Annotated in this window: 41 protein-coding genes; 19 read left to right on the top strand and 22 right to left on the bottom strand. The window is 48.4% G+C overall.

Annotated features, from left to right (window positions below; translation table 11 throughout):
* From OXH00_03050 to OXH00_03005, 10 genes are all read right to left on the bottom strand, one after another.
* On the bottom strand, positions 1–742 hold a 742-nt coding region (locus OXH00_03050), incomplete at its 3' end, for a hypothetical protein (GenBank protein ID MCY3739978.1).
* Positions 742–1,140: a hypothetical protein gene (locus tag OXH00_03045; GenBank protein ID MCY3739977.1), complete on the bottom strand. Its 399-nt coding sequence runs from the start codon at positions 1,138–1,140 to the stop codon at positions 742–744. The genes OXH00_03050 and OXH00_03045, both read right to left, overlap by 1 nt.
* Entirely contained in the window at positions 1,106–1,804 is a 699-nt protein-coding gene (locus OXH00_03040) for a hypothetical protein (protein MCY3739976.1), read from the bottom strand. The genes OXH00_03045 and OXH00_03040 overlap by 35 nt, the downstream gene beginning before the upstream one ends.
* A complete protein-coding gene (locus tag OXH00_03035) occupies positions 1,797–3,500 on the bottom strand; it encodes a hypothetical protein (GenBank protein ID MCY3739975.1) in 1,704 nt (567 codons plus the stop codon). The genes OXH00_03040 and OXH00_03035 overlap by 8 nt, the downstream gene beginning before the upstream one ends.
* Positions 3,476–3,844 carry a hypothetical protein gene (locus OXH00_03030; GenBank protein ID MCY3739974.1) on the bottom strand — a complete coding sequence of 123 codons (369 nt, stop codon included), beginning with the start codon at positions 3,842–3,844 and terminating at the stop codon, positions 3,476–3,478. The genes OXH00_03035 and OXH00_03030 overlap by 25 nt, the downstream gene beginning before the upstream one ends.
* Positions 3,807–4,376 carry a hypothetical protein gene (locus OXH00_03025; GenBank protein ID MCY3739973.1) on the bottom strand — a complete coding sequence of 190 codons (570 nt, stop codon included), beginning with the start codon at positions 4,374–4,376 and terminating at the stop codon, positions 3,807–3,809. Before OXH00_03025 ends, OXH00_03030 begins: the two co-directional genes overlap by 38 nt.
* Before the next feature lie 190 nt (positions 4,377–4,566).
* Positions 4,567–4,767, bottom strand: coding sequence for a hypothetical protein (locus OXH00_03020; protein MCY3739972.1), 201 nt, complete (start codon positions 4,765–4,767; stop codon positions 4,567–4,569).
* Positions 4,768–5,144: 377 nt separating this feature from the next.
* The gene (locus tag OXH00_03015; GenBank protein MCY3739971.1) at positions 5,145–5,993 is read right to left on the bottom strand and encodes a hypothetical protein; all 849 of its coding nucleotides are present in this window, start codon (positions 5,991–5,993) and stop codon (positions 5,145–5,147) included.
* A gap of 583 nt (positions 5,994–6,576) precedes the next feature.
* Positions 6,577–7,044 carry a hypothetical protein gene (locus tag OXH00_03010; protein ID MCY3739970.1) on the bottom strand — a complete coding sequence of 156 codons (468 nt, stop codon included), beginning with the start codon at positions 7,042–7,044 and terminating at the stop codon, positions 6,577–6,579.
* 48 nt (positions 7,045–7,092) lie between these two features.
* The gene (locus OXH00_03005; GenBank protein MCY3739969.1) at positions 7,093–7,452 is read right to left on the bottom strand and encodes a hypothetical protein; all 360 of its coding nucleotides are present in this window, start codon (positions 7,450–7,452) and stop codon (positions 7,093–7,095) included.
* Between the two features lie 937 nt (positions 7,453–8,389).
* Between OXH00_03005 and OXH00_03000 the strand changes: the two genes are divergently transcribed.
* The 19 genes from OXH00_03000 (at position 8,390) to OXH00_02910 (ending at position 17,593) form a co-directional block, all read left to right on the top strand.
* Positions 8,390–8,593 (top strand): hypothetical protein, encoded by a 204-nt coding sequence (locus OXH00_03000; protein MCY3739968.1) that lies wholly within the window; start codon positions 8,390–8,392, stop codon positions 8,591–8,593.
* Between the two features lie 60 nt (positions 8,594–8,653).
* A complete protein-coding gene (locus OXH00_02995) occupies positions 8,654–8,980 on the top strand; it encodes a hypothetical protein (protein MCY3739967.1) in 327 nt (108 codons plus the stop codon).
* Positions 8,981–9,000: 20 nt separating this feature from the next.
* Positions 9,001–9,240 carry a hypothetical protein gene (locus tag OXH00_02990; protein ID MCY3739966.1) on the top strand — a complete coding sequence of 80 codons (240 nt, stop codon included), beginning with the start codon at positions 9,001–9,003 and terminating at the stop codon, positions 9,238–9,240.
* A 246-nt stretch (positions 9,241–9,486) separates the two neighbouring features.
* Positions 9,487–9,660, top strand: coding sequence for a hypothetical protein (locus OXH00_02985; protein MCY3739965.1), 174 nt, complete (start codon positions 9,487–9,489; stop codon positions 9,658–9,660).
* 66 nt (positions 9,661–9,726) lie between these two features.
* Positions 9,727–10,704 (top strand): hypothetical protein, encoded by a 978-nt coding sequence (locus OXH00_02980; protein ID MCY3739964.1) that lies wholly within the window; start codon positions 9,727–9,729, stop codon positions 10,702–10,704.
* Positions 10,705–10,825: 121 nt separating this feature from the next.
* The gene (locus OXH00_02975) at positions 10,826–11,149 is read left to right on the top strand and encodes a hypothetical protein (protein MCY3739963.1); all 324 of its coding nucleotides are present in this window, start codon (positions 10,826–10,828) and stop codon (positions 11,147–11,149) included.
* 57 nt (positions 11,150–11,206) lie between these two features.
* On the top strand, positions 11,207–11,512 hold the full coding sequence (locus OXH00_02970) for a hypothetical protein (protein MCY3739962.1): 306 nt from the start codon (positions 11,207–11,209) through the stop codon (positions 11,510–11,512).
* Between the two features lie 51 nt (positions 11,513–11,563).
* Entirely contained in the window at positions 11,564–11,788 is a 225-nt protein-coding gene (locus OXH00_02965; protein ID MCY3739961.1) for a hypothetical protein, read from the top strand.
* 111 nt (positions 11,789–11,899) lie between these two features.
* On the top strand, positions 11,900–12,262 hold the full coding sequence (locus tag OXH00_02960; GenBank protein MCY3739960.1) for a hypothetical protein: 363 nt from the start codon (positions 11,900–11,902) through the stop codon (positions 12,260–12,262).
* Positions 12,259–12,981, top strand: a complete 723-nt coding sequence (locus OXH00_02955) for a tyrosine-type recombinase/integrase (protein MCY3739959.1) — start codon at positions 12,259–12,261, stop codon at positions 12,979–12,981. The genes OXH00_02960 and OXH00_02955 overlap by 4 nt, the downstream gene beginning before the upstream one ends.
* A 43-nt stretch (positions 12,982–13,024) precedes the next feature.
* Positions 13,025–13,420: a hypothetical protein gene (locus tag OXH00_02950; GenBank protein ID MCY3739958.1), complete on the top strand. Its 396-nt coding sequence runs from the start codon at positions 13,025–13,027 to the stop codon at positions 13,418–13,420.
* On the top strand, positions 13,417–13,923 hold the full coding sequence (locus OXH00_02945; GenBank protein MCY3739957.1) for a hypothetical protein: 507 nt from the start codon (positions 13,417–13,419) through the stop codon (positions 13,921–13,923). The genes OXH00_02950 and OXH00_02945 overlap by 4 nt, the downstream gene beginning before the upstream one ends.
* Positions 13,910–14,272, top strand: coding sequence for a hypothetical protein (locus OXH00_02940; protein MCY3739956.1), 363 nt, complete (start codon positions 13,910–13,912; stop codon positions 14,270–14,272). Before OXH00_02945 ends, OXH00_02940 begins: the two co-directional genes overlap by 14 nt.
* Positions 14,273–14,274: 2 nt before the next feature.
* Positions 14,275–14,511 (top strand): hypothetical protein, encoded by a 237-nt coding sequence (locus tag OXH00_02935; GenBank protein MCY3739955.1) that lies wholly within the window; start codon positions 14,275–14,277, stop codon positions 14,509–14,511.
* A gap of 111 nt (positions 14,512–14,622) precedes the next feature.
* A complete protein-coding gene (locus tag OXH00_02930; protein MCY3739954.1) occupies positions 14,623–16,626 on the top strand; it encodes a hypothetical protein in 2,004 nt (667 codons plus the stop codon).
* The gene (locus OXH00_02925; protein MCY3739953.1) at positions 16,627–16,800 is read left to right on the top strand and encodes a hypothetical protein; all 174 of its coding nucleotides are present in this window, start codon (positions 16,627–16,629) and stop codon (positions 16,798–16,800) included.
* A 74-nt stretch (positions 16,801–16,874) separates the two neighbouring features.
* A complete protein-coding gene (locus OXH00_02920) occupies positions 16,875–17,027 on the top strand; it encodes a hypothetical protein (GenBank protein ID MCY3739952.1) in 153 nt (50 codons plus the stop codon).
* A gap of 57 nt (positions 17,028–17,084) precedes the next feature.
* Complete coding sequence (locus OXH00_02915; protein ID MCY3739951.1) at positions 17,085–17,408, top strand: hypothetical protein; 324 nt, start codon at positions 17,085–17,087, stop codon at positions 17,406–17,408.
* Between the two features lie 8 nt (positions 17,409–17,416).
* A complete protein-coding gene (locus tag OXH00_02910; GenBank protein ID MCY3739950.1) occupies positions 17,417–17,593 on the top strand; it encodes a hypothetical protein in 177 nt (58 codons plus the stop codon).
* A gap of 176 nt (positions 17,594–17,769) precedes the next feature.
* On the opposite strand, the gene OXH00_02905 is transcribed toward OXH00_02910, so the two are convergent.
* The 12 genes from OXH00_02905 to OXH00_02850 all read right to left on the bottom strand — a co-directional run bounded on the left by OXH00_02905 (position 17,770) and on the right by OXH00_02850 (position 21,142).
* Positions 17,770–18,063, bottom strand: a complete 294-nt coding sequence (locus tag OXH00_02905) for a hypothetical protein (protein MCY3739949.1) — start codon at positions 18,061–18,063, stop codon at positions 17,770–17,772.
* The gene (locus OXH00_02900; protein MCY3739948.1) at positions 18,053–18,352 is read right to left on the bottom strand and encodes a hypothetical protein; all 300 of its coding nucleotides are present in this window, start codon (positions 18,350–18,352) and stop codon (positions 18,053–18,055) included. Before OXH00_02900 ends, OXH00_02905 begins: the two co-directional genes overlap by 11 nt.
* Complete coding sequence (locus OXH00_02895; protein MCY3739947.1) at positions 18,330–18,521, bottom strand: hypothetical protein; 192 nt, start codon at positions 18,519–18,521, stop codon at positions 18,330–18,332. Before OXH00_02895 ends, OXH00_02900 begins: the two co-directional genes overlap by 23 nt.
* A 16-nt stretch (positions 18,522–18,537) precedes the next feature.
* On the bottom strand, positions 18,538–19,104 hold the full coding sequence (locus OXH00_02890; protein ID MCY3739946.1) for a hypothetical protein: 567 nt from the start codon (positions 19,102–19,104) through the stop codon (positions 18,538–18,540).
* 5 nt (positions 19,105–19,109) lie between these two features.
* On the bottom strand, positions 19,110–19,361 hold the full coding sequence (locus OXH00_02885; protein ID MCY3739945.1) for a hypothetical protein: 252 nt from the start codon (positions 19,359–19,361) through the stop codon (positions 19,110–19,112).
* 11 nt (positions 19,362–19,372) lie between these two features.
* Positions 19,373–19,582 carry a hypothetical protein gene (locus tag OXH00_02880; GenBank protein MCY3739944.1) on the bottom strand — a complete coding sequence of 70 codons (210 nt, stop codon included), beginning with the start codon at positions 19,580–19,582 and terminating at the stop codon, positions 19,373–19,375.
* A 1-nt stretch (position 19,583) separates the two neighbouring features.
* Entirely contained in the window at positions 19,584–19,772 is a 189-nt protein-coding gene (locus OXH00_02875) for a hypothetical protein (GenBank protein MCY3739943.1), read from the bottom strand.
* Positions 19,769–20,062, bottom strand: coding sequence for a helix-turn-helix transcriptional regulator (locus OXH00_02870; protein MCY3739942.1), 294 nt, complete (start codon positions 20,060–20,062; stop codon positions 19,769–19,771). The genes OXH00_02875 and OXH00_02870 overlap by 4 nt, the downstream gene beginning before the upstream one ends.
* A gap of 9 nt (positions 20,063–20,071) precedes the next feature.
* Positions 20,072–20,194 (bottom strand): hypothetical protein, encoded by a 123-nt coding sequence (locus OXH00_02865; protein MCY3739941.1) that lies wholly within the window; start codon positions 20,192–20,194, stop codon positions 20,072–20,074.
* Positions 20,195–20,321: 127 nt separating this feature from the next.
* Complete coding sequence (locus OXH00_02860) at positions 20,322–20,537, bottom strand: hypothetical protein (protein ID MCY3739940.1); 216 nt, start codon at positions 20,535–20,537, stop codon at positions 20,322–20,324.
* 10 nt (positions 20,538–20,547) lie between these two features.
* On the bottom strand, positions 20,548–20,751 hold the full coding sequence (locus OXH00_02855) for a hypothetical protein (GenBank protein MCY3739939.1): 204 nt from the start codon (positions 20,749–20,751) through the stop codon (positions 20,548–20,550).
* Positions 20,752–20,953: 202 nt separating this feature from the next.
* Positions 20,954–21,142, bottom strand: coding sequence for a hypothetical protein (locus tag OXH00_02850; GenBank protein ID MCY3739938.1), 189 nt, complete (start codon positions 21,140–21,142; stop codon positions 20,954–20,956).
* Positions 21,143–21,146: the final 4 nt, after the last annotated feature.

The raw sequence follows: 21,146 nt of genomic DNA, 5'->3' as shown, positions 1-21,146 counted from the left end.
CCAAAAACGGTCGCCCCGGATCTTGTCGTCCGGTCTGTTGTCCCAAATGTCGCTGAAACTCGCCCGACGGATCGACTTTCCATTGTCGGAGAATTTCGAGTCTTGATTTGTCCATCCGGTGGATCACATACTTCGATTCCAACTTGCCGTCTCGGATCATCGCGCCTTCGTGTAAAAAGAGGTCATAGTTGCAGACCGGTTCAACCCGGACGGCACCGCGACCGCCATCGGCGCGGACATCCCAAAAGACTTTCAGCCAGCCCGTCCGGTGTTTGATCGCTTCATCAAGCGCGATGACCAGGGCTGCCATCCAGTTATTACGTTCCCATTCATGCCGGAAGAAGTTATCCATCTGCACCGCAAAATCCGTCTGGTTCGGATTGCGTTCTAAGAACTCCATCTCCGGGACACCTTCAACGAGCAACGAGACCAACTTCTCTTTGATGCTATACATCAAATTGGCAACAAAATGGAACTCGAGCTGGTAATCGTCGGCACCTGAGACCATACCCGACCAGTGATACCCTTTCACCAACCGATCTGCTTCTTCCCAGTAGCGCAATGCGTCTTGCCGGATTTGCGAATTCTCGGATTCTTTCAAAAACTTCTTCACCAACGCGGCGCGTTCTGCTGGCGGCGTGTTGTCCGGGTTCTGTGCTTGAAGCCGTCCCTGCGAGACTAACCACGCTTCAGGGTCGATCGGTTGCGGTTGAAGTTGGGGGTTGACTTGCTGTTGTAGCATCAATCTAATTCGCGTTCATTGAGTAGACCGTTATCAATCAGCGACTGAAAGTATCGTGTTGCTGCATGGGTTGTGGTTAAGAATTCCGGCATCACACCTTTCGCTATCGCGTGCGCTTTCAACCGTTCATAGAAGTCAGGATGCACCCGGATGAACGGCATATCCGCAAATTCCGCAGCGTGCTTGATTTCGCGTTTCAGCCACGCTTCTACAGACATCTGTTCGCGTGCGGCGAGTTCACGGATCCGGGCATCCGTTTCCGATTCGGTTTGGAGTCGCGCCTTTGCTTCCAATTCTTCGATCTTGGCGTGTGCGGCATCTATTCGCGCTTGATACAACTGCTCAATCTCGTCAAAAGCCTCGTCAATCAGTTGTTTCAGTTTCTCCTGTGCTGCCATAAAGGTTCATCCTCTTTTCTTCGAGCTTGTCCATCCATGTTTCCATGATTTGATGGTGTGGTGAGTCGGGTTCAAGTGCATTGGATAGGAGTATACTTTGCGTCTGGATGACCATATCCTGTAGGTCGATAACAGATTGAAATTCAGCCACAATCAGCCGAGACTGCATGTTCGTCAGTGTTTGAATATCGACGATTGTCGTTCCTGACGGAGGCAATTCAGCTTCGGGTTGCTGCGACTGCGACGGCGGTACGTCGGTAACAGGTGGCATTCCGCTACGTTGCTCGGTAAAATGGTTTCCGTTCATGTTCGGCGGTGGTAAGTCTTCGGCTTCCTCACGGGGCGGATTACCGTCGGGCGTATTCGCAGGTTCGATCTCGCCGCGGGCGACTTTATCATGAAAAGTCCGGAGCTTTTCTGTCGCCTGCCAGTAAAAAGCAAGCAGTTCGTGTTGTGTGTCGGCAGTAATCGCTATCCCGTCTTCGCCATACGCGATAGATTCTTCCTGCATCATTTCTTCAGAGCTGCCAGCACCGCCATCGGTCACCAACACAGGGGGTTCTGCGTGCGGATAATACCGGAACTGACGATCCACACGTTGCCCGTTCTCGTCGGTATCCCCGACATACTCGTTGAAAGTAACAGGATGTCCTAAGTCAAGCATTTGCCGTAACTCCTCGTGACCATGCGGTCTGTCGTTGTCTTGAAACTGTCTTTTTCGGCTGTTGGGTCGGCACAGGTTCTCTCGCAGTCCGTATTAATTGCGTTAAATCGAGTCCGCCTTGTGCAGTATACTGCAGTTGCGTGATCGGTCCCTCTGTCGATCGGGGCGCACCTGCGGGTGAATACGCTGGCATCTCTTGGTTCGCGCCGATCGGGAGCGTCGCACCGGCGAGAATGAAACGCAACGCATCGACGAGGTGGTCTTTCCATTTACGGAATTTTTCGGGTTCGTTCTCAAAAACGGTATGCGTCTTACGTTCATCGAACCGATAAAGCATCAACGCCTGGATGAGTCTGACACACTGCGGTGAAATCAACATGCGCGGGGCACCCTGTTTGCCAGTGAACGGATGCATCCGTTTCTCGTCGAACTTCAAGTACTCTTTGATACGCTGAACACCCGGTAAAACCTCTCGTGGTGCCAATTGGAACGGTATCCCGTGCGCAATATATTCCGCTTGCAAACTTGTCATCGTGACTTTATTACGTTTCAGTCCATCAATGCCGTCCATGAAATAGAAGATATGCTGCGGGGTGATGATATTCCGAAGCAGCACCGATTCATCGCTCACCGCACGGTTCTTTTCTTCATATTCGTTGTAGACATAGACATCGCCATTTGGCGAAAACGCCACCTCTACAAACGCTGTCGGGTTCGATAACCCTGGGTCTAAGCCGATGCCACGATACCAATGTGTCGGCGGTTCGTAATGCTTGTCCGTAACATGCACATCTTGCGATAACTCCGGGAACACCGACTTCGACATCTTCATCTTGTCCTTATCGCCACTCACGAGACGGGCATAGTCGTCCGGGTGCATCGTCTGCTTGAGTGTCGCTTTATAGTCGGGTGGCAGGTTCGCTTTGTTGGCATCCGTCGGCATATCATCGGTATACCAGTGATTCTCGCGGTGTTCGGACGATTCCTCGGAGAAAAACCGCCACAACCATCCAGATTGCTGCGGAATATCACGAGAGAAATTAGCGATAAACCACGCCTGTCGCGCCGACGGCATCCGCCGCATCCGCTCATTGAGTTTTACATAGATGTCTTCATTGGATTGCTCTGCCTGGTCAATGAAATACCAGCCCAAGTTAGACGATGCCCATTTCTCCAAAGCGTCGGTCGTGCCTTCAAACGAGGTAAAAATAATCTGGCTCGTGCCGCCGATCTCCTGAAGCCAATCATACTGCTCACCCTTCCGTAGCGATTCGCCACCGCTTTTCAGAAACTCGTAGCCGTACTGGTTCAAGAGCTCCAAGCATTTGTCGGTCTTGTTCCATGAGATAATCATCCACCGCGGACAGACATCCATCAAGTCCGGGATCGCTGAGATATTCGCTTGCGGGATAGATTTACGGATAATGAACCCGAAATTGCTCCGGTAGTACCAGGAATGCCGGAACGCTTCTATCGTCGCCATCGCGGATTTGCCCGCGCCGATCATCGCTTGCACAGCCCGAAACTTTTCCTCACACCCGTGAAACACCTTCTGCTTCTCGGTAATCGATTCCTGATAGATCAGCCCCGTCTTTTTGAAGCGGATCTGCGGGAACGGCACAACAATGTCGATCGGGTCCGGCGCGTAAACAACTTCGTTCTCAGGAGAGGCTACTTCGAGAACAGCGGTTTCCATAGTTTGTTCCTGTTGTTTTTATAGGGGTCGTGGACACACCGCAACTTCCGGTCTCGGAACACATAGCGCGCAACCTGTGAGGATGTCTTTGAACTTACAGCACCAATCGCAGGGCGATGCGTATGTTGCTCAAAATCGTCCATCACGTTGTCCAACTCATCGAAATCCATGCCGGTCGTGCCTTTCTTTTTCTTGGCTTCCAGCATCGCTTTATTGGCGATACCTTGGATCTCGTTTTGAAGTTTCTGGGCACCCGCAAGTAACTCTTTGCCCTTTTTGGAGTTATAAAGTTCCTTGCGCTCTTCTTCAACTGTTTTCGGAAGTTTCTTTTCCTGTATTAGCATGGTTCATCATCGCTCCACCAAAAGCGTCATGTTTAGGTGTTTCAGAGGAAGTTTTTTCAGTTTCAGACGAGGTTTGTTTGGGTATCAGATCGGGTAGCCCCGAAAATGGAGAAGTCCGTTCACGCGGCATCAAATGTTCGACTTCCCGCGCGGCTGCACCTAACACTTTTAGGAAATTCGGATTTATTGAATCCGGATCTTGGCGCATCTTTTCCAACTCAACAAGCCGGGTAAATGGACTTGCAATAGGTATACAGTCGAGAAGATCCTTCAGCGTTGATTGGGTTTCTTTGATCTTTCGGTAACTGACCCTTTGCGTACTATGAATCATCCGCTGAAAACGCTCCACGAGACACGCAAACACTTCTTTTTCATTCAAGCCGTTCTCGATCCCTGTTTGTAAATACTCGGGAAAACTATCTAAAAATGCCTGGACCGCCTGGCGATAAGGCATCCGAATCGCAACTATGTTTTGCGCAAATTTTAGAGCTTCACCAGAGAGTCGCGGCACATCTAATTTTTCAGCGGGCATGACGGTTGCCTCCCGTAACAAAAAAAGACGAATCCGTGCCGCTTGGCACAGTTCGCCTGTAAAAAAGTGATAATTTCGCAAAATTCGCGCAATTATCGCCGAATATTAAGATTTTTTTCGCCTGTATCTAAAAGTCTATCACACTTTTCAGAAAATTGTCAAGTTAATTCTGAATTTTACTTGTTTTTTTTCACAAATCAGGGTCTTGTGGCTGGCATACCGCACAAACAATCGGCACACCCTGGTCTTCCTTGAACGCCAGATCCGCAAACGCTTGATCAATTTGACACTCAAAAGGTTGGTTACACTCATCGCAGATTAACGACACATGATAGTCTGGATCATCGTGATGTTCCAAATACTCTGGCTGAAGTAAATCGTCAAAATTCATGGATCTGTCCTCCGTTTACCTTGTCAATTTTTTCTTTTTTCTTCTCTTCCTTGAAAATTATATATCGTGTCCGCGGACACGCTTAAACAATTAATATTTAGAATTTAAAGAGGGTACTCCCTCGAATTTTAAAATTAACTTTAAATTCGCGCGGAAGCAGCCGATAACCCACTGGGTATCAGCGTTCCCGAAAAATCCCGATTTTTCCGTTGCACGTGTCTATTTCAAAAGTCACATATCTGAAAATCCCCTTTCAGAACTATTTTGGTTTGCACAGGTTGCCGAAGGTTGTGGATGAATTGTTGGTAAAATTGTGGATAAGTCCCTTGGACACAGTGGTAACGTGCCTTCGATTTCACGCTGCCACCGGTATCTGCTCACGCCAATTGGGGTTCTGGTATAATCCCTTTGAGCAGATAGTTTGTCGCTTCCCGGAGTAAGTATCTTGACCATCCTTTGGCATTGATCCCAAAATACTTGTAGAGCTTCAGTTCGATGTCTAAATAATCTGGCTTAACAACGCCTTCTTCTCTCTCGGCTTTCGCTTGCGCGTTCAGCTCTTTTTGTTGTTCGGCATACACGCGAAGGAAGCCACGCGCCATCGCTGTGTAGTTCAGATGCCCCGTAACGATGTAATCCCGGTCCAGCTGTGCAAAGCCTTTTTCGTTGATCCAATCAATAGCACGTTCTACAGATGTTCGCGAGAGTCTAATCATCTCAGCCCACTCACATGCCCGTTTCTCAACGTTGATTTCACCGCTATCCAAATCGCAATGCATTGAGAGTATCAACAACATTCTGATGACGGCTTTCGCTTCCGTGTTCGCGAGCAAGCCTTGTAAACATATCCGGTGTGTCATCGAGATACTCAGATTGTAGAGCGGGTTCTTGCTGCCGCGTTTCTTTGGCGGGTGATGGATACGCCCGTAAACCTTCTTGTTTTTGATGTAAAGCGTTGCCATTCCGGTTGCGTTGATCACATCAATAAGGTTGTCCTTGCCGTAGAAGCATGACGGCGTACAACCGATGCGTTTTGCGAGTTTCGAGATACGCGCCCCATGTAGGATACCTGTCTCGGCGATCATGTTGCCAAGCAGACTCAGGAAAAAAGAGGTTGCGAGGTAGGTTAGATCGTGTTTAATGATGCCCTGCACGTGTTGATCTGTGTATTCGACTGCGGGAAGGGAAAAGTTGATCTCTGAGAGTTTATTGTAATCTCTGAGCATAAGAATCTCCTATCACGTTATGCAACCCAATTCGGCGCACAACGTTACTGAAGGTATGGCGAGCGCGGGAACGCTCGGACCTGTGAAATCAAAAAGGTTAAATGTAGAATATGCCGCTCCAACACAAACAAAGCGTACCGGCGTTCTACACACAATTCGTCAATAAAATAGTTCAATGTTATACACAACAGCGAGACCACTCGCTGAAAAAAGATATAGGGAGACCGATCGTCAATTACCGTTGTCATGATGTTTTGGCAGAGCAGGGAAGGTAGGTTGAGAACCCACCAGTGAGGTAGCTACTCCTCGCCCCTGATGCCGACAATCGGTAAATTGATTTGACAACCAGACGACTTTTAGTGTTTAATAAAGTCGTATCCCCAAATATCCATCTTATTTGGATCGATACCGCTATTTATGTGTACGATTAAGAGTTGTGGTGAACTCTTAATGAACAGCATGAATAGTGGACAGGTTGCTTAAAAATTATAGAGTATTTAAGCAAAAAATTCAAATTATATTGAAGTTCAGTGAAAATATACCAGCGAAGCTATATTTTCACATACATTGACATAAGCGATAACTACCGAAAAAAGTCTTTGGAATAAATCACTGTATTCAGAATTGCCAATATCGCTATGATGCCACCAGTGAGCTTCATCGGAAGTCTGGAGGCAAAAACAATCAGCGGTAACGCAATTAGGAATTGCAGTAAAATCATTTGGAATCGGATGTTTTGAAACGTGCATATAAATCTTGGAATCGCGTCGAGTGCCCGTATTAATGGGTTCAGTATCGTATACTTCCGCTCTTTCCAAGCAATGACGTGTTCAATGACCCATTCTTGTACTTTTTTCGGGGATCGCATATTGTTGGGTATATCTTTAGAGAACTCTAAAGTTTTTTTCACCATTGGGCAAACGGTATATCCTTGACCGTGTGAGGCCATCATAATCAATCCAATAAGTTTATGACGCTCTTCACGAACATCCAGGATAAAACCGCCATGCGGTGAGAGTTCAAAGCCTATACCGAATTCAATTGAACGCATATATCACCATATTAGGGTTGGTGGGTTTCATACCTACACTACCCTTTTTTATTTTTCAACGAATGCTATTCCGTTATCTGTGATTATCCATCCGTAACTCACTTCATGATAAACATGCCCGTCATCATGTAGATGTGCCAAAACACCAAGAATCAAAGCATTGGTGGTACCAGCAGTATATGTGGAATGTTTTAAACCGAGTCGTTTCCGAATTTCCTCCGGTTGGAGAAGCGGTTTTCTATGCGTCTTTTGGTCCCCTCTATACGTGACTTCTTCCGCATGGTATAACACATCCAGCACAACCTGCTTAAGTATCTCTAAACCGCAAGCCGAAAATCTGTTGCGCATGTTGTTGTTTGTTGTAGGGTTTTTGTTCTTTACCTGATATGTTCCTGGCGTTTCTGACATAATTTAACTCCTGTCGTTATTATTCTTAGTTAATCTGAGAATATAGACAATAAGGGAAGTGTTTATAGCAGTTGTGATCAGCAGTATCCACTTAATCCAACTGTCTCCACTATTACCGATAAAGTTGAGTATATCATCTGCGAAATATATCAGGATTATGAGTAAAGCACCCAGTAAAACACCTGTAAGAAAACTGTTAGACTTAGATCTTATACAACTCCTTATCGCAGTGTATATCATTGATGATATGAAAAGGGCTTTCCCTTGACACTTGGCATAATCCTTGTCAGAGGAGTGGATAGGACCGACACATAGACGTGCCGGCTGACAACCCTATCCGCCAAGGTAATATAATTCTACAATTTTTTTTCAACAAAGTCAAATTTCAATTCTAATAGCACCCCTCAAGGACAATTTCATTTCTCTTTTTTCTAATTTTTTTTTTTGAAAATTGGATACAAGAATCATTAGTCCCGCCGATGCGGGGGGTGTAGTGGTGGCGGTGCGATGCTGCCCCATACCCCTTTCTCTGAGCCGAAAAATCCCCCATGCGTGCGCGTTGGCGTGCTGGCGTGTGCGTTGGGACATGCCTGAAATTGCCACCGAACCCCGCGCAAATCGTGATTTTGAACTACTTAAAAGGTAGATTTTGCCAAGTTAACACCCAAAACCCCACAATTCACTTGACATTTCGCTTGGGATATGCTATAATACCCCCAACGGAGCGGACTGATCCCCAGATCGCTCAAAATATACAGAATTACCCAAAATTAAAGATATGAACCCCACGCGCGCATAAAAAGCAGGACGCGGCTTGACACACTCAAGGATCGCGCTTTTTTATGCTTTTTTCATGCACGTGACGTGGGTTCATTAGTCTATCACGCACCCGCGCGGTGCGTGTTTTTTTATGCCAACTACACAAGGAGCGAACAAAATGACCTATAAGCGTATGTTATTCGGTGTAATCCTTGCCTGTTGCTGTGTTGCTACGGCAATGACGGGCTACGGGTATGAGGTTCTGCCAAATGTGCGATTTCTCAGTGGTGGGACTGCCTTATTACTCGGTGGTTCTTCACTCGGTTGCATCGTGCTGTTTATCGTTGCCTACCATGTAGACAAGACAGACAAGCGGAGATAATCAACCAGATCGGGCGCGTCCTTCGGGGCGCGTCCTTCACTTTACGGAGGCATGCACAGAATGTCAGAACATTGCGCAAAGTGCGGTGAGTATACTTTTTTCCTTCTAACCAACGGCGTATGTCGTAAATGTCTGAGCAAGGATTTTAAGGTGATCGTTAGGCATTACACTTTCCAACATGGATATAGCAATATCGAGAAGATAGTATCCAGCAAATCGTTGCGTGGCGCGAAGGCGTTAGCAACGCGCTTGGCAAATCGTATGCTACCAGCAACGACTTTTAATCGTGCGTGGAAAGCAGGCGATGATGGCGAGTTTATACGGGAATCTGATAATGTCAAATCGGATGCAGGGCATCGTGATTTAATCATTGTAAAACGCCTATAACCCACTCATGGAGGTATCACATGGACAATATCAAAGAACGGATCAGAGCGATGCACGATGAGGAATTAAAGCGACTCGTGGACGCGTTAGATTTCATGTTATCAGGTTCTACGATCGGAGAAGCCGAAGCGTTTAACTTGATGGCAGAAATTGAAGCGGTAGCGATCGCAGAATACCAAGCAAGGGGCTTGGCAAGCACAGGGAGCAGTAACCCACTCGGTGGGCTGCCAGATGAGCAACAAGCGGGGTATATCGCATAAAACCAGATCGGGCGCGTCGAGAGCGGCGTGGAAGCCATCAAGGCGTGCAAATCGCTTGAAGAAGTCAAAGCGGAATTGACAGACGCTAATTTTCACGATGCTGTTAAGGCTCTACCATAAAAACGGGTGCGTCCTTCGGGGCGCGCCAAATCCCACAGAATAAGCGGTTGATACTCGAGGCGTGGGTTAAGTGCCAGCGGTTCTGGTGCAGGTATCAAGCGCGATCTTACACATGGAGATTAACCAGTGGAAAAGAATTTCGCGAGCGGTGACGCGGTGGCGGTCAATGAAAACGGCTTTGAAGTCACGGGCGTTGTCTTAGAGGTTTATGATGATGTGGTAGAGGTCGAATATTTAGATGAATTCGGCATGATGGACTTGATGGAGTTCCACGAAAATTTTGTCGAACATGTTATCTAAAAACGGACAGGCGCGGGATTACTACAACCCGCGCCGTCCATTCTCTTACTCAAAGGATATTTTATCATGCGTATAGAATTATCGCAAGCGCGCTTTGACGAAGGCGTTGATGACTTGGATATTGGGCATATTCTGTTTGATACACAGGCACAGCGACAAGTGGAGATTGTCAAGTTTTCGGGCTACTCGGAGATTGACGAGGAAACAGGCGCGGAACACGAGCAGATCAGCGTGCATTTCGGCGGTGTTGCTGATGACTTGAACGGACTGATCGACCTTGAGGACTTACAGCGTGCGATCTACCGAGAGCGGACTTTTGAGCCGATCGCGCCAGATTGGTTTGTGGAGGAAGTCAAGGGCGAGGTTGACGCGAAGACCGAAGCCGAAGCGGAAGCGAGAACGCTAAAGGAAGAAGCAGCCGCCGAAAAGCGGATACTCTCAGAGATCAGGGGCAAGGCGAAACAGCGCGATATTGAACACTGGAGCGATACAGAGTTATTCGCGAAAGTGAGCGGCGCGCCGTTGGTCGTTGCTGAGGAAATGCTTGTCTCTTATGAAAACAACCTTGCGCGCATGGCGAACAGCACACCGAAGCAGCTGCAGCAGATCGCGAACTTGACCGAAGCGCGATCCGAGAAGATAGCGGCAGCGTTTGAGTTAGGCAAGCGACTTGCGCGGTTCCATGCCGAGAAACCGAAGATCACCGCGCCGAGCGATGTCGCCGAACTGCTTATGTCTAAATTGCGGTATCTTCAGAAAGAAATCGTTGTCGTGTTGGCACTTGATACAAAGGGCGGTGTTACCAGCACAGGCAAAGCGGGCGAGATTGCCAGTGACTTGAAGTGGGGCAAGGTGCTAAACGAAACAACCGTATTTGAAGGCACGCTAAACGCTTCAGTGTTCCACCCGCGCGAGATTTTCAGATTTGCCATAGAGGAAAGCGCGAATTCTATCGTGTTGGCACATAACCACCCATCAGGCGATCCGCAGCCATCACAGGAGGACATCAGGGCGACAAAGCAGTTGATAGAAGCAGGCAACTAGATCGGCATCAAGGTATTAGATCACATCGTGATCGGAGATGGGATTTTCGTTTCACTCAAGGAAGAAGGTTTTATTTAGCAAAGCATGAGGACGGGGAGGCGCGAGTCTCCCCGATTTCACAATGGACGAACTGATTATCCTTGAAGGCATCGGACGCAACGGCAGAGATGAATTTATGGTTGTCTCTGGTGAGCGTATCGAGACACAGGCAGACCCTAATTTCTATCCGTTTGGACACGCCGTAACGTTCCGCTTGTGCCAGCGCGACGCGGGACGCATCGGACAGGAGACTATCACGGTTGCAGAGACAGCGATCTTGACAGATTGCGATCTCCCCTCGGAAGCACCCGAATTGCCAGCAGTGGAGACACACACACCGAAGCAACTCACGAAGCAACTCACGCTTTTCGGGGATACAGAGGCAGAACAAACCACACTCTTTTAACTAACAAAGAACACAGGGCGCGGCTTCGGTCGCGTCCACAACCAGAAGGATAAAAAAATGGGTTATTTTTACGAAAACAAAGAATTGCGATATACCTATGAGACGCGCGAAAAAGTAGGGGAAATTGTAAGGGCTTATTTGCCGTCTCTACAGGACTATCAAAAACTCGGACACACGCCAGAGGCAGCCAAACAGCATAAAGAGGCAAAGTTCAAGCAGGACGCAACGCTATTGGTGACGTTAGGTGCTGCTTTGAGGGATTGCCTACGCGTTGACATAGATAAAGACATTTTAGCGTCTTTTATTGCTGATGTTGTTGATGGCACGATTGAGAATATAGGGGACAGCCTGACCAAAGAATAACAAACAGGGCGCGGCTTCGGTCGCGTCCACAACTAACAGAAGGGGCAAACGATGCCAAATTATGATTTTCAGAGAGACAAATTCCATATCTGCTGGAGCCGCGGTGACGAACTGGTCTATCTTGACCGGGAATCGCTGCGCGCGCTTTCCACTGTGCTGTCTGCTGCGCTGAACGCTGACGAAGTGGAAATGCCAGTCGCTGAGATCGAGGACATGTTATCGCAAATCGACAAGATGGACGTGGAATTCGCCAAAGCCGAGTTAGCAAAACTCTAACACCGATAAACGGAAACAGGGGCAGGTGACTGCCCCTGTAAAAATAATTGACATTATTATTGACACTGCTATTGGGATATGCTATAATAAGGACACAGGAGGACACACACATTGAAACTTTTAGAGGGTGTGCTGGACGGTACGCCTTACACGATTATCATTGAAAGCGGTCTGTTGATATTCTCGCGCGGTGCGCATCGGCACGCTACGTCGGGCCCCGCCTCGTTGTTGGATCATTTGCTGGCACAGGGTTGGGAACTGCCTCACTCTGACGAGTCATGGCTCTGCGAACTTGCATTTCAAGGCGCAGACGTAGTGAAACACTTACTCGACGAGAAAGGACACTGGGATTTGGTCACCGCTGATGACATTGATGCTGCCCTAAAGCAAGGGATCGCGGATACGGAACGACAAGAAGCGATCCGAACCCTGTTGTTAGGACGCATTGATAAACAACTGGAGGACACACCATGAAAGGCACACGACCCCTTGACAACGCAGAAATCAAAGCGGTTTCAGAATCTTTTGAGGGACAGTTCGCTATCCGTAACCGATCGCTGTTTCTGTTAGGTGTTTCCATCGGTGGACGCATTGATGAGCTCTTATCGCTCACCATCGGCGATGTGTGGCAGAACGACAAGCCTGTTAAAGATGTGCTTTACAACAAGGAGATCGTCAAAGGTGGCGAGGTGGCTCGCGCGGTACCGCTAAATGCGGACGGTCGGGCTGCGGTGTTAGACATCATGGCATGGCACACGGAAAGGGCAGGGCTGTTCGGCGCAGTCGATAAGGACACACCGCTGTTCGTCTCACGCGTCAAGAACAAAAATGGGACACCCAAGCGGATGACCACGCAGGCAGGCAGCGACGCGCTCATGGCAGCGTTTGACAAGGCAGGACTCAACGGTAAGCTCGGCACGCACTCGATGCGTAAATCGTTCGCGCAACGCTTGTATTCACAAACCAACGATATTTTTGTTGTCCAAGAGATGCTCGGACACAAGAATGTTGCCACAACACAGAAGTATCTCGGTGTCAATTATGCCGAAGTACGCGAAGCTCTCGAACTGATGTCTGTGCTTGTCGCAGGCACAGAGAAGAAACAAGCCACACCGGTACACCGTGCCAGCGATGATTCGCTGATTGCGGAACTCGCCAAGCGCGGGTATAACGTCACGGGTGTGGCGAAGTAAGGAGATAGGGGCGGGCAACCGTCCCTCATACGAAATGGCAAGTTTGAATAAAGAAGGGTTGATTGATGGCGCGAAACAAGCCTGTCAAAACGGATTATCGTTTGATGAATATTGTAACCTCATCAGCAAGGTTATTATTTCAGGACAACCCAAAGAAGAAGTTAAAATACTGCTTATAAATCAGAATATCCATTTATACTTTGAAGGCTTTGCGGATGCGACCGATCAAGCGGATCAAAAGTGTATCCTGAAAGCCCTTACGGATAGGGGCGGAGAATGCACCAAAACGCAACTGTTGAACCAGATTCAGTTTCACATGGATACCGATATATCGCCCTACAACTTCGTCTCCGCGCTGGCTGCCCTTGAGAAACAAGGGGAGATCCACCAGCGGGAAGAGGATGGGATTGTGTATGTCACAAAGAAAGGAGTTTCATGATTCACATTACAGACGAGTATATTCACCCTACCGAAGGTTGCTACCAGATACAGGTACTGACCTTTGAAAGGTTTCAAGGCAAAGTCAGCCATGCACATGCCAATGGCAACCTCAAAGCGTATCTGCGCAGCGCGGAGATCGCTGCGCTGCTCTCTGAACAACTTGGATTCGAGATGCCCGACACGCCGCGTTTTGCGCAGGAGCGGTTGGGCGAGTTCAAGATTGCGATGCATCCGGGCGACTCGGTGATCTTGATCCATGTTGCTCGTGTTTCGGAGACAGAAAACACAAACGGCAATAGCAGCACCCATATTGATAAAGTCATCTGCTTGGAGTTTTTTCTCTATGGTGGTGGCAAAGAAGCTGTTGCGTTACATTTCATCCACGAAGTCGCGATGCAGGAAACGACTATACAGGAGATGTGGCACGCTGTTGGGGATGTCGTTGCTGATTTCGTGAAAGAGAATACGGATGAAGGAGGTCAGAACGGTGGCGAAAGTTAGCGCGAAAGAAAAGATCCAAGCGTGGCTTGAGGATCCAACCACGCCTTACGATGCTTGGGAGCGGCTGACGTATGACGAGATCGCCGAAAAAACGGGTGTCGGGCGATCAAGTGTCGATCGACACCTTGTTATCCTTGTGGCACGCACACGGGGCTACGAGGTTGCGGAAGTCAAACGCCGCAGACAAACCGCCTGGACCGAACGCGTCAATCGGATGACACCCGACAAGTTAGATCGGTTGAAGGCATACCGCGCGCAGGATCCGCCGCTGAGTTACGAGGAATGCGCTGTGCGGTTAGATCAATCGCTGTGGTCAGTGAAATACCACTGCGAGAAGGAAGGGCTATAACGATGGTCAAAGAATTTCAACTCATGGACAGCGTTGGGAAGGTCATCGGACACGGTGAGATTGACGGCGATGTGTATCGCCTGTTTTCCCAAGACGCTGTTCCTAACGCATACAAAGAATTTGAGAGTCTCGAAACGATGCTTGCTGCGTCTGGCGGTACGGGTATCCAGCCCGCGCTGTTTGACTCACCCGCCCGTCCGCGGCAACTCAATTTGTTTTCGTGTTCAGATAAAGTATAAGGGGCGCATAAGCACCCCTACAAAACCCCTACGCAAAAAGCGTAGTTCCTATAACGGTTTTGCGGTGTGTATTCTATCACGCCGTGAAACCGAAGTCAAGGAGATTTACACGTGGAAAAGAAATGGATAGATCCTACTGAGATTTACGTCTATGAAGTTTTGAATAACCGTGATCTCAACCAGAACTACATCTTGGATATAACGGAATCCATGACGAATAAGGGGTTCCTGCCTGAATTCCCGATAGATGTTTTTCGATCTGAAAACCTTGCCAACATTGAAACCGAGTTACCGTACGTGTGTGCGTGTGGCGCGCACCGCACCCTCGCCGCCACGAATGCGAAACTCGAAAAGGTGTTGGCACACATTCACGACGGCAAGGAAGAAGCGTTTATCGAGATGATGCACCTCGATAACTTCAAATTCGATCCTGCGCTGAATACGGGTATCGGTCAACCCTTCACGAACAAAGAGAAGCGCGCCGCTGTTACGCAGCTCTTACTGCTCCCGAAATTCTTTGAGCAGACGAATTCTGCCTTACATGAACTCTGGAATATCCCGGATACCAACATCCGGCGGTGGCGGGCTGAAGTCGTCGAACTCCTGGAGACCAATTCCCCGAAGTTAAGGATCTGGGCGGTGTCCGACGGTCGGCTCGCACGGCTTCGGGAATTGGCTGCCTCGCCGGAGCGTAAGGACGCAGCAGGCAAGATCGTCAAAATCCGTAAGCCTTTCGTTGATGCCTCGGATGACGAGAAATCCGATTTTTGGGATGACATAGAGATAGACATCGCCGAGTTAGGCGAGACGCACGATGTCGGTATGGATGAGGTTCGGGCATGGATGAAGCAGGAATGGAAAGTAGATTCTTATTGGCATCCGTACGAAGATGTCACCATGAATCAGCTCCGAGAACTCCACAACCTTGTCCTTTCCAAAGATGCCGCGTTCCTTCAGGCGTGTCTGGATGCCACGCAGGCGGATCGGGTAGCCAAGTCGCTTAGCGAGAATTTTGAGAAAGCCGTTGAAACCACTAACAAGGTTTTCAAAAAGGCGTATGCGCCGCAAGAAGATAAGTGGTCGTCCCCTTTCAGAGCGATGCGCAAAAGGTTCGCTGAGTTCGTCCGATCGCAAGGTGAGCCGTATACGGACTTCCAAATGGAGATGTACGACTACGATACCGATCTGCGGAAGTCTGGCGATGCGGAGCAGATTCAAGCGATTATCAATTCGCACAATGCTGTCACCGCAGCAATAGAGGACGAAGCAGATTGGCTTACCGGCTTCATGGATGCCGAGGAACAGTCGCTGAAAAAAGAGCGAAAGAAGGCAGAGGCAGATTGGCGTAAGCACCGCAAATCGCTCATTGAAGCCGTACAGGCATACCCGCGTCCCGTCGGTGAAACGACACTCCTATTCAATGCGGATGCGTTCCGCCGACAAGATGCTGGCACCTTTCAGAAGCTTATCGACAGCGAGGAGCCGTCCGCAAGGAAGTTCACAGCGACAATCGAGAGTGAGGCGTATCAGATGCGGGAGGTCGCAACCGCGATAAAAACGGACGCATCTTGGGTTCAGAAAATCCCGGTACCGAAGCCGTTGATTGAGGCACCTGTCCCGGAGGAAACAACGGAGACCGCTATACAAAAAGAGCTTCGCGTTTCTGATATTCTGCCGGATGCCGAGGTTATCAGTATAAAAGTGTGTTTCTCAGGGAATCGTGATAGTGTCTGGTTTGAAGATAACAGCCGGTCTCCGGGTGCGGTTCCGCTTTCGGTTGTCCCCGAGGAGATCCTCGCAAACCTCGTTATGCTTATCCGTGATACGAACCGCTTGAATACTGTTGCTGGCGAGCTTGTGTGTGCACTTTTGAAATTAAATCTCAACGATTTTCGGATGAAGTACGGTCTGGAAAGAGCATGTATACATTATGATTGCTCTGTGGAAAATCTATGTCAGATTACAGGACTTTTCCCGGATCAGTTTGATGAAGCGGAAGCAGAAGCCTTCCGTAAGAGTATGCCTGTGCCACAGCTCAATGCGTGGATCAATATTTTGGAATCTATGAAGCGCGATGTTGAAACGCGCGAGAACTGGGTGACTGAGATAACCTGAGTGTCTCCGGACGTGGAAACGGATACTGCGGAATGGCCAAGCTATGATACATGGGAAAAATGGAAAGATACGCGTGGCTTCCGTAGTGCCTTCGTTGCCATGCTGGTAGCAGTTGGCTATGAGAAAGACGAGGCAGGGGCTATCTGCTTTATGTGGTGTTATAAAAATAAGTAGGCTCCGCCAAATGGCGAAGGGTCTTTAAAGAGGCAGGGGCGCGGCGACGCGTCCCTGATATTCAATGGATAAATATGAGGGAGTCCGACAGCGAAAACGTCAACAGCGAAGAAAGTGGTGGCAGACGTTCTGTCGCCAATGGCGATGCTTCTTCAAATGCGGACACGATTATGAACCGTATCCGTCTTATGGCGCGCAATATAAGTGTAAACTTTGCGGTTATGTAAAGGATAGTGGTGTGTAAAAGTATTAGATAGAGAAAAACCGTGATAAAGGAGATCTCGATGAGAAAGAAAAGAATTAAACCACCCCAGAGTTTTGAAGTCACACGGCGAAAGTCGGTTGAACGCCCGAATGCTTATGATCTTCCGCTGGAGATGCTCTCTATCGTGGAATGGCATCCCGATCTGAACGCGGAATTACCGCCCGAACAGGTGCATTTGGTGATTAAGTTAGGCGGTGAATCGGAAGCCGATAAGTTAGATTTGCTCTTACGCTTCCAGTCGCCAGAGGCGTTAGGCTTCGTGATTGAAGAACTCATCGCTTACAGGAAACGCGTCTGGGCGGATGCTGAACCGATCAACCCCGACGCTGAAGTGGAGGACTAAACTGACGCATGGATGTACAACACTGTCGATACTGCGGCGACTTCTACCGCATCGATGACGATGAAATGGCAATAGAAACCGATGACGGCTGGGTTTCAGATGTATGCCGTTCCTGCCAAACGGAAATACTTGAGAATGCTTGGCAAGATTTGCCAGACTTCTACTTTCCCTTTACGGAGGAATGATATAAGTCTGATCTACAAACACAGAACCCTCTATCCCATTACAGGTAGAGGGTTTTCTGTGTTTAAAAGGTGCGTGGTGCGCACCACGCCTACCGGAGAGCCGGTTCCAGTAGCGCAAGCAGCAAAGGTATCAGCAGCCAGGCGAGTGTACTGCGTCCACCCCGCTCTCCACGATTTTATTGTTCCACGATTGTATTGTTAGGTTTATTCCGCGGAAACCATGTATCAAAGTTCGCATGAAAATCAGATGGTACTTCCGTTCCGTTGTCTTGAAAAATCTGCAGCATCTCTTGACGGATCGCATTCACTTCCGCGTCGCTGAGTGTATCGCGAGCGATCAAGCCCTCAATATAATCCGTCATTGCCAGGGGGATAATGATCCCGCGCTGCAGCAGCGGATACTTCAAATCTTCATAAGGCATCTGCTTTGTGAGTTCCTCAGTTTCAGGTGTTAAACTTTCATTTTGCATAATCAGTGATTGCCTCCTGTATAAGGGTTTGTATTTCCTGTTTGATTTCAGGGTTTGTCATGACATGGAGTTGTAATCTGCCGTTCTTAACTTTTTGCACATACTGGTTGTGTACCGTTGTGTATATCGCTTTGCGTGCCTCACAGATGCCTTCAGCCTCCCGTCCGTGTGTGTCGCGACACCAGAGGTTCGTCTCAGCACCACAAGACGGGCATGGGAAACACGTCGTAGATAACGGTGGATGCGGTATACGTTTCCGATAGGGTCTATACGGGAATGTTAGGCTCAAATCGCAATTCCTCCTCCGATTTCGGTCCGAGCAGCCGCCGGGCAATGACTTGACATCTGTGTGTGTTTGCGAGTGCCTGCAGCGTCGATCGCAGAAGTGGGTGTGAATCCTCAATTACAGCGTAGGCACGTTCATGCGTATTGTTATCAGTGAGTAGGACAAGGTACATGGTTTTTCTCCTATCATTAGCATATCCTGAACACCCAGCCGATAAACCGTTGGAGCCAGTTTAAGGGGTATTCGGCGCGGAGTGTCTGGTATCGGATCTCATAACGTTCCAGGGTTTTCTGTAAAATCACGTTCTGGTGTTCTGAAGACGTAAGTTTGTTTTGCTGTGCGTCAACAAGGTCTTCGGCGTATTTCTTTTCTTTATCCGCCGCGTGCCGGAGTGCGATCTCGTGTTGTAACTCGCGTTCAAGCTCTTGTTTGTCTGTGATCTTGACGAGAATATCGGTTTTCGCGACCTCAATATCTTCTTGGACTTTCGCGTAAGCCGTCCGTATCCGTCGAACCGCGATATCCGCGCTTTTCTGCGCGTCCTGACACTTTTTTAGATACGCCGACCGGGACGGATGTTTCAACGGCGACGGCATCTTCGTCTGCTGCCACCGGCGTAACGCTTTCTCGACCTCGTAGCGTGTGAAGATCAGACCGCCGACCTCGATATGTTCAGGAAGTTTCCCGAGCTGTAAGGTTTGCAGTTCCGACGGTAGGATCGGAAAAACGAGATGTGCCCTGTGTTTCTTCGCCATGTTCCTCACTTCGGGAGTTTCACCTTATGTTTCCCGGCAATAATATCGCGTGCGACCTGGAGTGCCTCGTCTTTGGACTTGAAACTGTCGAGCGCGGTATACCCTGCATGGAGTATCCACAGTTTTTTGCCTTTTGCCGTGGATATATCCGAGTAGGCGATGTCCTCTTTCCGGGCTTTATGCACCCGAAACCCCTCTATATTGTCGAGGTTGAGGATATTGTCTTTGTATTCAAACCAATTTCCCGTGTGTTCCATGATGTGCTCCCTTAACGGCTGATTATATGTAGCCCTCGCTTGCTCTGAGGTACGCTTAGGACCAGTGCTGATGCGAGTTGTTCATTGAGTTCATTCATTGCTGCGATGAAAGCTTCGAGAGCGGGTGCCTCCTTGAGTTTGCGCAGAACCATAATCTGCCTGTAGGATGCAGCGCGTTCGTCTATAAACTGCTGGTACTCCGGTGCGATCGGTGCTGACATACTACACCTCACAAATAACGCTATCCGGGTGGACAATATACGGTAACTTCATACTGCCAACGCGCACGACAAGGTATTCCCCATCATGCCCAATGCACTTGCCTTCCTTCACTACGTCTGTTTCCACACCAGCCGCGCGGTTCTGTGTGTAATGAACAACTTTGAACCGGACCTTATCGCCTTTTTTCATGTCTTACTTCTCCTGTAATGCAGCACTTCGCCGGGTTTCGTACCCGGTGGCGCGGTGCGTTTCGGTAAGCCCCGCAAATCTGCAATCGTTTTGTCTAACGCTCTGGCGATCGTAGCGAGCACATCCGCAGGCACGTCCGTGAGTACATCGCGTTCGAGATCCACGATATACGTGACCTTCAGCCCCGCTTCATCTGCCAATTCTTTGGCAGTCATTTTAGCGGCTTTGCGTGCCTTATAGACGTTATAGCCGATCGATTTCTTGTTGATTTTCCGTTTCTTGGGTGGCATCGTTATTCCTTACCCTGTCGGCATCGGGAGTGGGTTTTCTATAAGATACTTCGCTGCTTCTATTTGCTGTTGGTGTCTTTCAGGAAAATGTTTTTCCAGAATCTTTTGACCCCGCAACATTTGTCTTTCCACTGCCTTCCATTGTAGTTTGGTAAACCATCGACCGCCATAGAATTTGAATCTCGGATAATTCAGTGATAAATATCCCAAATACTCATGCAACACAAATTCTAAGCATCTATAGAAGCTATAATTCCTTTTACGAAACATTTTCTTCTTCATCCTCTCTGCGTACCGAGATTAAAAGCCCTTTGTGATTCACACCGACTTCTATCAGGCTCTCACGGGATATGAGGTCTGTTGTGCAGTGATTGATACCGTTTATGATCGGCATTATGGCTTTCTTTCGGAGCGCACCATCTTTCCTGAAATAGTCTTTGATATGCGCGTCCTCAACTTCAATCGTGATCTTCAATATTTTCCTCCTAAAAAGGTTTTCCGACGATACGCAGTGCCGGGACCTTGTCGTTTCCTTGAAGAAACCCTTGAAGAAACCCTTTATATGCCCCTATTTGCGTCACGCGCTCCACCCTCTCTACCTCAAGGTAGCCGTATTCTTCGCGATCGACAACAACCGGCATATCGTCATCATATTGTTCCAACATTTCCTTCAATTCCTTGACAGTCACGTGTTATTTCCTCTATTTCTCTGTCCATATCTTTTCGCAAGCCTCGCATTTATACACATTTTTGCCGTTAACTTTAAATATCTTGTGTATCCTGGCTGTACAGGTCGGGCATGTCAGTTGTGGGAAACCAGCGATCATTTTAGACTGAAAGCCGTGTGAAAATGCTTTGAGTTTGTCTAACTTCATCAATCGTTATTCCTCTTCATTTCAACCCTTTTATCACCCATTTGATGACGAAATAGAGTATCCACACACAGATGAATGTAACTACGCCAAGCGACCAAGCGGACGCACCATTATAACTATTACTATACTTAATCACACCAACAACAACAGATAGAATGATTGAAGCTGCGGTTGTCAACCTAAGAAAAAACCTGTTCCAATTCATAGGG

The organism is Candidatus Poribacteria bacterium (genome assembly GCA_026706025.1).
Taxonomy (GTDB): Bacteria; Poribacteria; WGA-4E; order WGA-4E; family WGA-3G; genus WGA-3G.
This window is presented reverse-complemented; position numbering and strand designations above follow the sequence as displayed.